Raw genomic sequence first — 13,069 nt, forward strand, 5'->3', positions numbered from 1 at the left:
TCATGTGCGGTGTGCACGGAGGCGTGTGGGGGCGGGAGTTGGGCGTAGCGTGTGGTGCGGAGCGGCGGCTGGAGCAGGTCGCGATCATCCCCTAATGTGGCGATTCGTCGCAGTACGGCTTGTTGGGGAAAGGGACTCGATGGAGCACACCGTCGTCCGCTGTGCCGAAGGGCACGTTTTCAGTACCGCCTCCTTCCCGCTGCAGCACCTCGGTGCCGGCCGGATCGGACCCGGGCGGCTGCTGAGGTGTCCGCGGTGCGCGCGGCTGAGGCACGCCGTGCCCGTGGGTGGCGCGAAGCGGTAGGCAGCGGTAGAGGCTGGGCCGGGCGCGCGGGCATCGCTCTCGATTGGGGGTGGCCCGCGCGCTCTGCGTATCCTCGGGACGTGCTTCTCTCTGACAAAGACATCCGGGCCGAGATCGACAGCGGACGGGTTCGCATCGACCCGTTCGAGGAGTCGATGGTGCAGCCCTCCAGCATCGATGTACGTCTCGACCGGTTCTTCCGGGTGTTCGAGAATCACCGCTACGCCCACATCGATCCCGCCGTCGAGCAGTCCGACCTGACCCGCATGGTCGAGCCCGAGGGCGACGAGGCGTTCATTCTTCATCCGGGTGAGTTCGTGCTGGCCTCGACGTACGAGGTCATCTCGCTCCCCGACGACATCGCCTCCAGACTGGAGGGGAAGTCCAGCCTGGGCCGCCTGGGGCTGGTGACGCATTCGACCGCCGGGTTCATCGACCCCGGGTTCTCGGGCCACGTGACCCTCGAGTTGTCGAACCTCGCCACGCTGCCGATCAAGCTCTGGCCGGGCATGAAGATCGGGCAGCTGTGCATGTTCCGGCTCAGCTCGCCCGCGGAGTTCCCGTACGGCAGCGAGCGGTACGGCTCCCGGTACCAGGGCCAGCGCGGGCCGACCGCCTCGCGCTCCTTCCAGAATTTCCACCGCACCCAGGTGAGGCACGAGGCATGAGTGACGGAGTACGCGAGAACCTCGACTACGAGGGATTCGGCCGGGCTGTGCGGGAGCTCGCGCAGACCATCGCAGACGACGGCTACGAGCCCGACATCATCCTGAGCATCGCCCGGGGCGGGGTCTTCGTCGCGGGCGGGCTGGCCTACGCGCTCGACTGCAAGAACATCCACCTCGTGAACGTCGAGTTCTACACCGGGGTCGGGACCACGCTGGAGATGCCGGTCATGCTGGCGCCCGTGCCCGAGGCGATCGACTTCACGAACAAGAAGGTGCTGATCGCCGACGACGTCGCCGACACCGGCAAGACGCTCAAGCTGGTGCACGACTTCTGCCTCGGCCACGTCGCCGAGGTGCGCTCCGCCGTCATCTACGAGAAGTCCCACTCGCTCGTGAAGTGCGAGTACGTGTGGAAGAAGACCGACGAGTGGATCAATTTCCCCTGGTCGGTGGAGCCGCCCGTGGTGAAGCGGGAGGGTCAGGTCCTCGACGCCTGATCCGCCGAACACCCCCCGTGCACGAAGGGCCCGCCGCGCAACGACTGCGCGGCGGGCCCTTCTCGTGCGTACGGGGCACCGGATACCGGAGTACCCGGTACGGCTACAGCGTGCCGAGCTTGATGATCGACAGCAGGGCGACCAGCTGGATCGCGGACGCGCCCAGGGCCTTCGGCCACGGCAGGTCGTGCGACTTGCTGATCAGCGAGGTGAATAGCGCGCCGGCGGCCACCCAGGTGGCCCAGCCGAGCACCTGCACGACCATGTTGTCGCCGCCGAGGAACACGGCGAAGAGCAGGCGCGGGGCGTCCGTGATGGACATGACCAGCATCGACAGGCCCACGGTCGGCTGCCACGCGCCGTCGCCGCCCAGCTGGCGGGCCAGGGTGTGCGTGACGGCGCCCAGGAGCAGGCCGCAGATGACGAAGGCCACGCCCGCCGACAGGACGATCGGGACGGCCTTGGACAGCGTCGCGTTGATCGCGTCCTCGCGGGCGTCGTCGAGGCCGAAGACCGCGAGGAGCCCGTAGAGGAAGGTCACGACCAGCGCGGGGCCCCAGACGGCGTAGTCGCGCATCTGGAGGAAGGTCTGCCCGGGGCGGGTCACGATGCCGCGGAGCAGTTCCTTCCACGGCAGCCGCGGGCCCGCCGGGGCGGCCGCGGCCGCGCCCGCGTGGTACGTCGCGCCCTGGCTGTACGGGTCCTCACCGAACGCGAAGACCTGGGTGTGCCCCGGGTTGTCGTTCGTGTACGCCGGTCCGGGGCCGTACGGGGGCTGAGCCTGCGGCTGCTGCCCGTACGGGTCGAAGTACTCGGGCTCGCCGTGGCCCCCTGGGGCCCCCTGCTGGGGCCACTGCTGCTGCGGGGGCGGTGGCCCGGCGGGTGGGTAGGGCTGCGAGCCGTACGGCGGCGGTTGCTGCTGACCGTACGGCTGCTGCCGCGGGGGTTGTTGCGGGGTGCGGTTGTTGTCCCGGCCGCGTCCGATCCTGAATCCAGCCACGTGATCGAAAGTACCTGCTCCGGCGGGCGCCGGTGGCCGGGCTGCCGGAACCGGCCGCCTTTGCGGCTGACCTGTGACATCCCCTAGGGGAACCCCGGGGGGTGAACCCCACCCCGGCGGTTTGTCTGGTTTACCTGGCTGCGCGGCATTCTGTGGCGCTTCGTTACATTGCCGAAGGATTACCCACATATCGGGCCCGTAGCTTCGTTCCTGTCGACGCCACGCAGCACGAACGACCGACGCACGAACGAGCCAGAACGAGCACGAGAAGAGCCCTCATCATGCGCAGCACCCGCCGCACCACCCTCCGCAGCGCCGCCGTCGTCGCCGGCGCGGCCGCAGTCCTGGCCCTCCCCGTGGGGTCCGCCTTCGCGGATGCCCCCGCCGTCCCGGAGCCGCAGGTGCTGCCCGGCATCGAGCAGCCGCCGGTCGAGCCGCAGGTGGACCCGTCGGTCGAGCCGAAGGTGGACCGGTCGGTCGAGCCGAAGGTCGAGCCGCAGGTGGACCCGTCGGTCGAGCCGAAGGTCGAGCCGAAGGTGGACCCGTCCGTCGAGCCGCAGGTCGACCCCTCGGTCGAGCCGAAGACCGACCGGACCACCCCGCCCACGACCCCTCCGGTCAAGCCGAAGCCGGGCGTCCGTGCGTACGTCACCACCGTGAAGCTGGCGGACGGCTCGATCGCCAAGGTCTACAAGATCGGCGACCGGCACTTCGAGGCCGACGTCTACGCCGGTTCCACGAAGCTGGACACGCTGGTCAGCAAGGGCGGCGCGGCGGCGTACGGCCAGAACAACGGACTGCACGTCGTGCTCCAGCCGAACGGCACCGTGACCTCGTGGGTCGAGGGCGCGCAGAAGCCGAAGCCGCCGGTCGAGAAGCCGAAGCCGCAGGTCAAGCCCGAGTTCAGGAAGGAGACCTCGGTCCGGATCGCCATAGCCGACGGGCGGACCGCCAAGCTGGTGGACGGCCCGCACGGCAAGCGCGTGGAGATCGCCATGCCGAACGGCAGCGCGCTCGGCACGATCGACCTGAAGCACCCGGCCGTGTACAAGGACGGCTGGACGTACAAGCTCGTCCAGGACGGCAAGCGCGTGAAGTTCGTCGTCATCGACGGCAAGAGCGGCGGGAACAGCTGGGTGTACGACTTCAGCGGCAAGCTGCTCCAGGAGTACCTGGTGGACGCCGGCAAGAAGGACGTCAGGAAGGACGCCCGGCACGAGGTCAGGAAGGGCGTCGTCGCCCAGCCCACCGTCCAGCCGGCGGCCGTCGAGAAGGTGGTGCCGAAGGGCGGCGTGAAGGCCGGCGCCGAGGGGGTCACCCCGGCGAAGGGCGACACGCCGGTGCTGGTCGCCGCGGGCGGCGGCATGGCCGCGGTGGGTGCGGCCGGGCTGGGCTTCGCCCTGCTGCGGCGCCACCGCGCGGGCGACGAGGGCTGAGCCCTTCCCCGAACGCCGGAACGGCCGGTCCCCCGAGTGGGGACCGGCCGTTCCGGCGTGTTGCGGGATGACCTACTTGGCGTCCTCGGGCTTCGCCCCGGCCGCCTTGGGCTCCGCCTCCGGCTCGGCCGGAGCCTCGGCCGCAGTTTCGGCCTCGGGCTTCGCCTCAGACTCCGTCTCCGCCTCCGGAGCCGCCTCGACGGCAGCTTCCGCGGCGGTCTCGGCCTCGGCTTCCGCCTTGGCCTTCGCTTCGGCTTCCGCCTCAGCCTCCGCCTTGGCCTTCGCCTCGGCTTCTGCCTTCGCCTCGGCCTCCGCGGCGGCCTTGGCCTCGGCCTCGGCCTCCGCCTTGGCTTCCGCTTCCGCCGCAGCGGCGGCCGCAACGGCCTCCGCCTCGGCGGCAGCGGCCGCGAGCTCGGCCTCCGTCGGCTCCGGGGCCTTCACCGACTCCAGGAGCAGCTGCGCCACGTCCACGACCTGGACGGACTCCTTCGCCTGGCCGTCGTTCTTCTTGCCGTTCACCGAGTCGGTCAGCATCACCAGGCAGAACGGGCACGCCGTCGACACGATGTCCGGGTTCAGGGACAGCGCCTCCTCGACACGCTCGTTGTTGATGCGCTTGCCGATCCGCTCCTCCATCCACATCCGCGCGCCACCGGCGCCGCAGCAGAAGCCCCGCTCCTTGTGGCGGTGCATCTCCTGCTGGCGCAGCCCCGGCACGGCCGACATGATCTCGCGCGGCGGCGTGTAGACCTTGTTGTGCCGGCCCAGGTAGCACGGGTCGTGGTAGGTGATCAGGCCGTCGACCGGCGTCACCGGCGTCAGCCGGCCCTCGTCGATCAGGTGCTGGAGCAGCTGCGTGTGGTGGATGACCTCGTACTCGCCGCCCAGCTGCGGGTACTCGTTCGCGATGGTGTTGAAGCAGTGCGGGCAGGTCGAGACGATCCGCTTCGCCGACTTCGGCTTCTTCGTCGACGGGTCCTCGTCGTCCTCGCCGAACGCCATGTTCAGCATGGCCACGTTCTCCTGGCCGAGCTGCTGGAACAGCGGCTCGTTGCCCAGGCGGCGCGGGGAGTCACCGGTGCACTTCTCGTCGCCGCCCATGATCGCGAACTTGACGCCCGCGATGTTCAGCAGCTCCGCGAAGGCCTTCGTGGTCTTCTTGGCCCGGTCCTCCAGCGCGCCGGCGCAGCCGACCCAGTAGAGGTAGTCGAACTCGGAGAGGTCCTCCGCGTCCTTCCCGATGATCGGGACCTCGAAGTCGACCTCCTTCGTCCACTCGACGCGCTGCTTCTTGGCCAGGCCCCAGGGGTTGCCCTTCTTCTCCAGGTTCTTCAGCATCGTGCCGGCCTCCGAGGGGAAGGCGGACTCGATCATCACCTGGTAGCGGCGCATGTCGACGATGTGGTCGATGTGCTCGATGTCGACCGGGCACTGCTCCACGCACGCACCGCAGGTGGTGCAGGACCACAGCACGTCCGGGTCGATGACGCCGTTCTCCTCGGCCGTCCCGATCAGCGGGCGCTCGGCCTCGGCGATCGCGGAAGCCGGGACATCCTTCAGCTGCTCCGCCGTCGCCTTCTCGTTGCCCTCCATGTCCTTGCCGCCACCGGCCAGCAGGTACGGGGCCTTGGCGTGCGCGTGGTCGCGCAGCGACATGATCAGGAGCTTCGGGGACAGCGGCTTGCCGGTGTTCCAGGCGGGGCACTGCGACTGGCAGCGGCCGCACTCGGTGCACGTGGAGAAGTCGAGGATGCCCTTCCAGGAGAACTGCTCGACCTGGGAGACGCCGAAGACGTCGTCCTCGCCCGGGTCCTCGAAGTCGATCTCCTTGCCGCCGCTGGTCATCGGCTGGAGGGCGCCGAGGGTGACCGCACCGTCCGCGTTGCGCTTGAACCAGATGTTCGGGAAGGCCAGGAAGCGGTGCCAGGCCACACCCATGTTGGTGTTGAGGCCGAGGGTGATCGCCCAGATCATCGTGACGCTGAGCTTGAGCCCGGCGAAGAAGTACACGAGGTTCTGCAGCGTGCCCACGCTCAGGCCGTCGAAGGCCAGCGCCAGCGGGTACGAGAAGAAGTACGCGGCTCCGTAGCCCTCGACGTGGTGGAGGTTGGCCTCCAGGGCGCGCAGCGCCGTGATGCAGACACCGATGGTGAGGATGACGTACTCGACGAAGTAGGCCTGCCCGGCCTTCGAGCCCGCGAAGCGAGACTTGCGGCCGGCGCGCGAGGGCAGGTTCATCAGCCGGATCACGATCAGGGTGACGATGCCGACGGTCGTCATCATGGTGATGAACTCGGTGTAGACCTCGTACGGCAGCCAGCCGCCGACGATCGGGAGCACCCAGTCGGCCTTGAACAGCTGGCCGTACGCGGTGACGATCGTCAGGCCGAGCGTCAGGAAGCCGACGGCGACGAACCAGTGCGCGAAGCCGATGATCCCCCACCGGTTCATCCGCGTGTGGCCGACGAACTCCTTGGCCAGGGTGAGGCTTCGGGCCTTCCAGTCGTCCGTGCGGCTGCCGGCCGGCACGGGCTGGCCGATCTTGACGAACCGGTAGATCTGCGCCACGGCTCGGGTGATCAGCGCGACGCCGACCACGGTCAGGACCAGCGATACGATGATCGCGGCGAGTTGCATGGGCGGGCTCCTCGGGCGGCACTTACTAAGCGGTAACTTATGAAGTCAAGGCTTGAGGTTACCCATTCCCGACGCCGCAATGTAGCTGAGCCTGCGGTGATCTGTGTCGCTCAGGCATGCCTTTGCCGATAGGCCGCCCGAGGGGTCTGCGCCAGGATCGCGAGGTCCATCCCGAGCCAGTGGTTCTCCACATAATGCCGGTCCAGCAGCGCCATCTCCTCCCAGGGCAGGTCCGAGCGCGCGCTCACCTGCCACAGCCCGGTCATCCCGGGGCGTACGAGGAGCCGCTCGGGCCGGTCCGTACGGGTTCCCGGACACGGTCCGACCAGCGACATCTCGCCCCGCACCACGTTGAGCAGCTGGGGCAGGCCGTCGAGGGCGCAGCGCTCCACGGCGTCCCCGACCCGCCCGGCGCCGTCGGTGCGGAAGCGCCAGGTGCGGAACGGCCGGCCGGCCAGCCCGGCGGCCTGCTCCCGTACGAGGACCCGCCCGCCCCCGGCCGCGTACAGCAGTCCGGCGGCCAGGAGCATGGGCGCGGCGCACACGGCGAGCAGGACCAGTGAGGCGGCGAGGTCCAGCACCCGCTTGGCCGGTGGCCGTTGCCGTTGCCGTTGCCGTTGCCGTTGCCGTTGCCGTTGCCCTGGCCGGGCGGTGAGTGTGAGCTGCAGAGGCATGTCAGCACGTTGCCGGACGGGGGCTGCGGCCCTGGCGCGCCGCGCGGCGGCCGTCCCCCGCTCGGCCCCCTCGGGTGCGGCGCCGCCGCCGGGGCTCCGCCCCGGACCCCGCGCCTCAAACGCCGGCGGGGCTGGAAGGGGGGCGGCGCCGGGCTGGAAGGGGCGGCGCCGGGCTGGAAGGGGCGGCGCCGGGCTGGATGGCAGGCGGCGCCGGGCTGGAAGGCGGGCGGCGGGAGGCCATGAGCGTAAGGGCTACCTAAAGGTTGAGTCCCCTCGGCTCAGCTCTGTTGACGGAGGCGCGGCGGTGGGGCATCCTTGAGTCTGTTCCACTCAAGTCAGCTGGAGGAATTGAAATGGCACGTGCGGTCGGCATCGACCTGGGCACCACTAACTCCGTCGTCAGCGTTCTGGAAGGCGGAGAGCCCACCGTCATCACCAACGCCGAAGGCGCCAGGACCACGCCGTCCGTCGTCGCCTTCGCCAAGAACGGCGAGGTCCTCGTCGGCGAGGTGGCCAAGCGCCAGGCGGTCACGAACGTGGACCGGACCATCCGCTCGGTGAAGCGCCACATGGGCACCGACTGGAAGATCAACCTGGACGGCAAGGACTTCAACCCGCAGCAGATGAGCGCCTTCATCCTGCAGAAGCTGAAGCGCGACGCCGAGGCCTACCTGGGCGAGAAGGTCACGGACGCGGTCATCACCGTCCCGGCCTACTTCAACGACTCCGAGCGCCAGGCGACGAAGGAGGCCGGCGAGATCGCCGGTCTGAACGTCCTGCGCATCGTCAACGAGCCGACGGCCGCCGCCCTGGCCTACGGCCTCGACAAGGACGACCAGACCATTCTCGTCTTCGACCTCGGTGGCGGCACCTTCGACGTGTCGCTGCTGGAGATCGGCGAGGGCGTCGTCGAGGTCAAGGCCACCAACGGTGACAACCATCTCGGTGGCGACGACTGGGACCAGCGCGTCGTCGACTACCTGGTGAAGCAGTTCCAGAACGGCCACGGCGTCGACCTGTCCAAGGACAAGATGGCGCTGCAGCGTCTGCGCGAGGCGGCCGAGAAGGCGAAGATCGAGCTCTCCTCCTCCACGGAGACCACGATCAACCTGCCGTACATCACGGCCTCCGCCGAGGGCCCGCTGCACCTGGACGAGAAGCTCACGCGCGCCCAGTTCCAGCAGCTCACCGCCGACCTGCTCGAGCGCTGCAAGGCCCCGTTCCACAACGTCATCAAGGACGCGCGCATCCAGCTGTCCGAGATCGACCACGTGGTCCTGGTCGGCGGCTCCACCCGCATGCCGGCCGTCGCCGAGCTCGTCAAGGAGCTGACCGGTGGCCAGGACGCCAACAAGGGCGTCAACCCGGACGAGGTCGTCGCCATCGGCGCGACCCTCCAGGCCGGTGTCCTCAAGGGTGAGGTCAAGGACGTCCTGCTCCTCGACGTGACCCCGCTGTCCCTCGGCATCGAGACCAAGGGCGGCATCATGACCAAGCTGATCGAGCGCAACACGACCATCCCGACCAAGCGGTCGGAGATCTTCACGACGGCCGAGGACAACCAGCCGTCCGTGCAGATCCAGGTCTACCAGGGCGAGCGCGAGATCGCGGCGTACAACAAGAAGCTCGGCATGTTCGAGCTGACCGGCCTGCCGCCGGCCCCGCGTGGCGTCCCGCAGATCGAGGTCTCCTTCGACATCGACGCGAACGGCATCATGCACGTGACCGCGAAGGACCTCGGCACGGGCAAGGAGCAGAAGATGACCGTCACCGGCGGCTCTTCGCTCGCCAAGGACGAGGTCGACCGCATGCGCCAGGAGGCGGAGCAGTACGCGGACGAGGACCACCGCCGCCGCGAGGCCGCCGAGTCCCGCAACCAGGGCGAGCAGCTCGTCTACCAGACGGAGAAGTTCGTCAAGGACAACGAGGACAAGGTCCCGGCCGAGGTCCGTACCGAGGTCGAGGCGGCCATCGCCGAGCTCCAGGAGAAGCTCAAGGGCGAGGACACCGCCGAGATCCGCACCGCGACCGAGAAGCTCGCCGCGGTCAGCCAGAAGCTCGGCCAGGCGATCTACGCCGACGCCCAGGCCGCTCAGGGCGCCGCCGGTGCCGCGGGCGCCGAGGGTGGCCAGGCCAAGGCCGACGACGACGTCGTCGACGCCGAGATCGTCGACGACGAGAAGCCGAAGGGTGGCGCGGCCTGATGTCGGAGGAGACCCCGGGTTTTGACGAGAAGCCCGAAGTCCCCACCGGCGCCACGCCTGACGACGCCGCCGAGCCGAAGGCCGCCGACTCCTCCAAGGAGGGGGAGGCGGCCCCGGCCGGGGACTCCGCAGCAGCTCAGGACGTAGCTCTCCTGGCGCAGCTGGACCAGGCCCGTACGGCGCTCGCCGAGCGCACCGCGGACCTCCAGCGGCTCCAGGCGGAGTACCAGAACTACCGCCGCCGGGTGGAGCGGGACCGGATCACCGTCAAGGAGATCGCGGTCGCGTCCCTGCTGAGCGAGCTGCTCCCGACCCTGGACGACATCGGCCGGGCGCGGGAACATGGCGAGCTGGTGGGCGGTTTCAAGTCGGTGGCCGAATCCCTGGAGACGGTCGCCGCCAAGATGGGCCTCCAGCAGTTCGGCAAGGAGGGCGAGCCCTTCGACCCGACGATCCACGAGGCCCTGATGCACTCGTACGCGCCGGACGTCACCGAGACGACCTGCGTGGCGATCCTGCAGCCGGGGTACCGGATCGGCGAGCGTACGATCCGTCCCGCGCGGGTCGCGGTGGCCGAGCCCCAGCCGGGCGCGGCCCCCAAGTCCGAGTCGGCGGAGGGCGAAGCGCCGTCGGACAAGGACGCGGATGCCCCCGACAAGGGCTGACGCACCACACGTAGCGGCACGAGAGGAGGGACACCGGGGATGAGCACGAAGGACTTCGTCGAGAAGGACTACTACAAGGTCCTCGGTGTCCCGAAGGACGCCACCGAGGCCGAGATCAAGAAGGCGTACCGGAAGCTCGCGCGCGAGTTCCACCCGGACGCCAACAAGGGCGACGCCTCCGCCGAGGAGCGCTTCAAGGAGATCTCCGAGGCGAACGACGTCGTCGGCGACCCGAAGCGGCGCAAGGAGTACGACGAGGCCCGCGCCCTGTTCGGCAACGGGGGCTTCCGCCCCGGTCCGGGCGGGGGCGGCGGGTCCTTCAACTTCGACCTGGGCGACCTCTTCGGCGGCACCCAGCCGGGCGGCGGCGCGGGCGGCGGCTTCGGCGGCGGTCTGGGCGACGTCTTCGGCGGCCTCTTCAACCGCGGCGCCGGCGCGGGCGCGGGCACCCGCGTCCAGCCGCGCCGCGGCCAGGACGTCGAGTCGGAGGTCACCCTCTCCTTCACGGAGGCGGTGGACGGGGCCACGGTCCCGCTCCGGATGTCCTCCCAGGCACCCTGCAAGGCCTGTTCGGGCACCGGCGACAAGAACGGCACCCCCCGGGTGTGCCCGACCTGCGTCGGCACCGGCCAGGTCTCGCGGGGCAGCGGCGGCGGCTTCTCGCTGACCGACCCCTGCGCCGACTGCAAGGGCCGCGGCCTGATCGCGGAGACCCCGTGCGACGTCTGCAAGGGCAGCGGCCGGGCGCGCAGTTCCCGCACCATGCAGGTCCGGATTCCGGCGGGCGTCTCCGACGGCCAGCGGATCCGGCTGCGCGGCAAGGGCGCGCCGGGCGAGCGCGGCGGTCCGGCCGGTGACCTCTACGTCGTCGTGCACGTGGACGCGCACCCGGTGTTCGGCCGCAAGGACGACAACCTCACGGTGACCGTGCCGGTGACCTTCGCTGAGGCGGCGCTGGGTGCCGAGATCAAGGTTCCGACCCTGAACGGCCCCTCGGTGACGCTGAAGCTTCCGCCGGGCACCCCCGGGGGCCGGACGATGCGGGCCCGCGGCAAGGGCGCGGTCCGCAAGGACGGCACCCGCGGCGACCTGCTGGTGACGGTGGAGGTGACCGTCCCCACGGAGCTGTCGGACAAGGCCCGTGAGGCGCTGGAGATGTACCGCGAGGCGACGGAGTCCGAGGACCCCCGCTCCGCGCTGTTCGAGTCCGCGAAGGGAGCCTGACATGGACGGCCGCCGCAACCAGCCCCGTTTCGGCAACGGGGCTTACCAACTCACTGACGAGACCCCGGTCTACGTGATCTCGGTGGCCGCCCAGCTCTCGGGTCTGCATCCGCAGACCCTCCGCCAGTACGACCGTCTCGGCCTGGTCTCCCCGGACCGTACGGCCGGCCGCGGCCGGCGCTACTCGGCCCGTGACATCGAGCTGCTCCGCACGGTGCAGGCGCTGTCGCAGGACGAGGGCATCAACCTGGCGGGCATCAAGCGGATCATCGAGCTGGAGAACCAGGTCGCCGCGCTCCAGCAGCGCGTGGCCGAGCTCTCCGCGGCGGTCGACGGTGCGGCGGCCACCCTTCAGGCGCGCGAGGCCCAGGTGCACGCCTCGTACCGGCGGGACCTGGTCCCGTACTCGCCGCCGCAGCCGGGCAGTGCCCTGGTCGTCTGGCGCCCCAAGCGCCCGATGGACTGAATCCGCCCGCGGACTGCGAAGAAGGCCCTGCCCGGTACGTTTCCGGGCGGGGCCTTCTTCGGTGTTCCGGCGCCCTTGCGCGCGTGCCGCGCGCGTCCTGTGCCCGCCCGCGTCCTGCTTCGCCCTGACGGCGGCCGCCCGGTGCGGGGCGGGGGTCCGGGGGCGGCGGCGGTGCGCGAGGCGCTCAGAGGTGCCGTTCCGGGGCCGGGGAGGTGTCCGAGGGGCGGCCGAGGATGCCGGACTGGGCGATGAGGTAGCCCAGTTGGGCGCGGCTGCCGCTGCCGAGGGTGGTGGCGAGCTTGGCGATGTGGGCCCGGCAGGTGCGGACGTTCATACCGAGGCGGCGGGCGATGGCCTCGTCCACGTGGCCCTCGATGAGGAGCTGCGCGATGCTCCGCTGCACGCCCGAGATCCCGCCGGGGGTGCTGCGATACGTCACCTCCTCCTGGAGGGGCACGGCGCGGTGCCACAGCTGCTCGAACACCTTGATGAGGTAGTCCACCAGCCCGGGGTGGCGCAGCTCCAGGGCAACCCGGCGGTCGTCGCTCGCGGGGATGAAGGCCACGGTGCGGTCGAAGATGATGAGGCGCTCTATCAGCTCCTCCAGGGTGCGGATCTCCACCTTCCCCGTGGAGATGCGGTCCACGTAGGCGAGGGTTCCCTGGCTGTGGCGCGCGGTGTGCTGGTAGAGCGTCCGTATGCTGACCCCGCGGTCGATCAGCGGCTCGTCCCGCTCCAGGGCCTGGGTGAGGGCGACCGAGGGCCGCGCCCCTCCCGGCTGGACCGTCAGGACCTCGGTGTGGCACTCGGCGGTCGCGAGGTTCAGGGCCGCGTTGATCCGTTCGAAACCTTCCAGCACCGTGATGGCGTGGGTGTTGGCCGGGTTCTGCGCACTGATGGCCAGGAACGGCTCGAAAGTATCGGTGAGATCTACAGCGCTGCGCCGGCGGTCCTGGATCTCGCGTTCAATCGGATGGAGCCGTTGGGCCAATGCGACGGATGGGGGAACCGGGCGCAGTTGGTTCGCGTCATCCGGGTCGGGCTGCAGAAGAGCGAATTCAAGCAGGCAGGGGGCATTCTGGATCTCGCCCCGGGCGATGCGGCCCGTGCTCAGTGCCGCCGCGTAAAGCCGCGTTCCCTCGTCACACATGGACGTGACGGGGTGGGGATGTGTCGGTTTTGTGTCGGTTCGCGTCAAATCTCCACCCCCCAGGGTCCTGAACATGCAAGAACATGATGCATCGTCCCTGTGGCATTGACGTGCCTGAATGAGCCATCGTCTGTCACGCGGGGG

General features: G+C 69.9%; 11 protein-coding genes. 7 read left to right on the plus strand and 4 right to left on the minus strand.

Going from position 1 to position 13,069, the window contains the following annotated elements:
* Positions 1-384: 384 nt before the first annotated feature.
* Entirely contained in the window at positions 385-972 is a 588-nt protein-coding gene (dcd, locus tag AB0D94_RS02190; RefSeq protein WP_272259275.1) for a dCTP deaminase, read from the plus strand.
* On the plus strand, positions 969-1,469 hold the full coding sequence (locus AB0D94_RS02195) for a phosphoribosyltransferase (protein WP_356873565.1): 501 nt from the start codon (positions 969-971) through the stop codon (positions 1,467-1,469). The genes dcd and AB0D94_RS02195 overlap by 4 nt, the downstream gene beginning before the upstream one ends.
* 103 nt (positions 1,470-1,572) lie before the next feature.
* On the opposite strand, the gene AB0D94_RS02200 is transcribed toward AB0D94_RS02195, so the two are convergent.
* Positions 1,573-2,469, minus strand: a complete 897-nt coding sequence (locus AB0D94_RS02200; RefSeq protein WP_362044340.1) for a Yip1 family protein — start codon at positions 2,467-2,469, stop codon at positions 1,573-1,575.
* A 281-nt stretch (positions 2,470-2,750) separates the two neighbouring features.
* On the opposite strand from AB0D94_RS02200, the gene AB0D94_RS02205 reads away from it, so the two are divergent.
* Positions 2,751-3,905, plus strand: coding sequence for a hypothetical protein (locus AB0D94_RS02205; protein ID WP_362044342.1), 1,155 nt, complete (start codon positions 2,751-2,753; stop codon positions 3,903-3,905).
* A gap of 72 nt (positions 3,906-3,977) precedes the next feature.
* Here AB0D94_RS02205 and AB0D94_RS02210 read toward each other — a convergent pair whose 3' ends face one another.
* Entirely contained in the window at positions 3,978-6,542 is a 2,565-nt protein-coding gene (locus tag AB0D94_RS02210) for a (Fe-S)-binding protein (protein WP_362044344.1), read from the minus strand.
* Between the two features lie 110 nt (positions 6,543-6,652).
* A complete protein-coding gene (locus AB0D94_RS02215; RefSeq protein WP_362044346.1) occupies positions 6,653-7,216 on the minus strand; it encodes a sugar transferase in 564 nt (187 codons plus the stop codon).
* A 353-nt stretch (positions 7,217-7,569) separates the two neighbouring features.
* Here AB0D94_RS02215 and dnaK point away from each other — a divergent pair, with 353 nt between their 5' ends.
* From dnaK to AB0D94_RS02235, 4 genes are read left to right on the plus strand one after another with little or no spacing between them, the layout of a single operon-like run.
* A complete protein-coding gene (gene dnaK / locus AB0D94_RS02220; protein ID WP_362044348.1) occupies positions 7,570-9,420 on the plus strand; it encodes a molecular chaperone DnaK in 1,851 nt (616 codons plus the stop codon).
* Positions 9,420-10,085: a nucleotide exchange factor GrpE gene (gene grpE / locus AB0D94_RS02225; protein ID WP_362044350.1), complete on the plus strand. Its 666-nt coding sequence runs from the start codon at positions 9,420-9,422 to the stop codon at positions 10,083-10,085. The genes dnaK and grpE overlap by 1 nt, the downstream gene beginning before the upstream one ends.
* Before the next feature lie 39 nt (positions 10,086-10,124).
* Positions 10,125-11,309: a molecular chaperone DnaJ gene (gene dnaJ, locus AB0D94_RS02230; protein ID WP_362044352.1), complete on the plus strand. Its 1,185-nt coding sequence runs from the start codon at positions 10,125-10,127 to the stop codon at positions 11,307-11,309.
* 1 nt (position 11,310) lies between these two features.
* The gene (locus AB0D94_RS02235) at positions 11,311-11,775 is read left to right on the plus strand and encodes a helix-turn-helix domain-containing protein (protein WP_362044354.1); all 465 of its coding nucleotides are present in this window, start codon (positions 11,311-11,313) and stop codon (positions 11,773-11,775) included.
* A 184-nt stretch (positions 11,776-11,959) separates the two neighbouring features.
* Here AB0D94_RS02235 and AB0D94_RS02240 read toward each other — a convergent pair whose 3' ends face one another.
* Entirely contained in the window at positions 11,960-13,000 is a 1,041-nt protein-coding gene (locus AB0D94_RS02240; RefSeq protein WP_362044356.1) for a helix-turn-helix transcriptional regulator, read from the minus strand.
* Between the last annotated feature and the right edge of the window lie 69 nt (positions 13,001-13,069).

This window comes from Streptomyces sp. NPDC048255 (genome assembly GCF_040652415.1).
In the GTDB taxonomy this organism is placed as follows: Bacteria; Actinomycetota; Actinomycetes; order Streptomycetales; family Streptomycetaceae; genus Streptomyces.

Bases quoted from the DNA above. Each gene is read 5' to 3' on its own strand.
- dnaK (WP_362044348.1), top strand. From the start codon at position 7,570: ATGGCACGTGCGGTCGGCATCGACCTGGGCACCACTAACTCCGTCGTC.
- AB0D94_RS02235 (WP_362044354.1), top strand. From the start codon at position 11,311: ATGGACGGCCGCCGCAACCAGCCCCGTTTCGGCAACGGGGCTTACCAA.
- AB0D94_RS02215 (WP_362044346.1), bottom strand. From the start codon at position 7,216: ATGCCTCTGCAGCTCACACTCACCGCCCGGCCAGGGCAACGGCAACGG.
- AB0D94_RS02240 (WP_362044356.1), bottom strand. From the start codon at position 13,000: ATGTTCAGGACCCTGGGGGGTGGAGATTTGACGCGAACCGACACAAAA.
- AB0D94_RS02205 (WP_362044342.1), top strand. From the start codon at position 2,751: ATGCGCAGCACCCGCCGCACCACCCTCCGCAGCGCCGCCGTCGTCGCC.
- grpE (WP_362044350.1), top strand. From the start codon at position 9,420: ATGTCGGAGGAGACCCCGGGTTTTGACGAGAAGCCCGAAGTCCCCACC.
- dnaJ (WP_362044352.1), top strand. From the start codon at position 10,125: ATGAGCACGAAGGACTTCGTCGAGAAGGACTACTACAAGGTCCTCGGT.
- AB0D94_RS02195 (WP_356873565.1), top strand. From the start codon at position 969: ATGAGTGACGGAGTACGCGAGAACCTCGACTACGAGGGATTCGGCCGG.
- AB0D94_RS02210 (WP_362044344.1), bottom strand. From the start codon at position 6,542: ATGCAACTCGCCGCGATCATCGTATCGCTGGTCCTGACCGTGGTCGGC.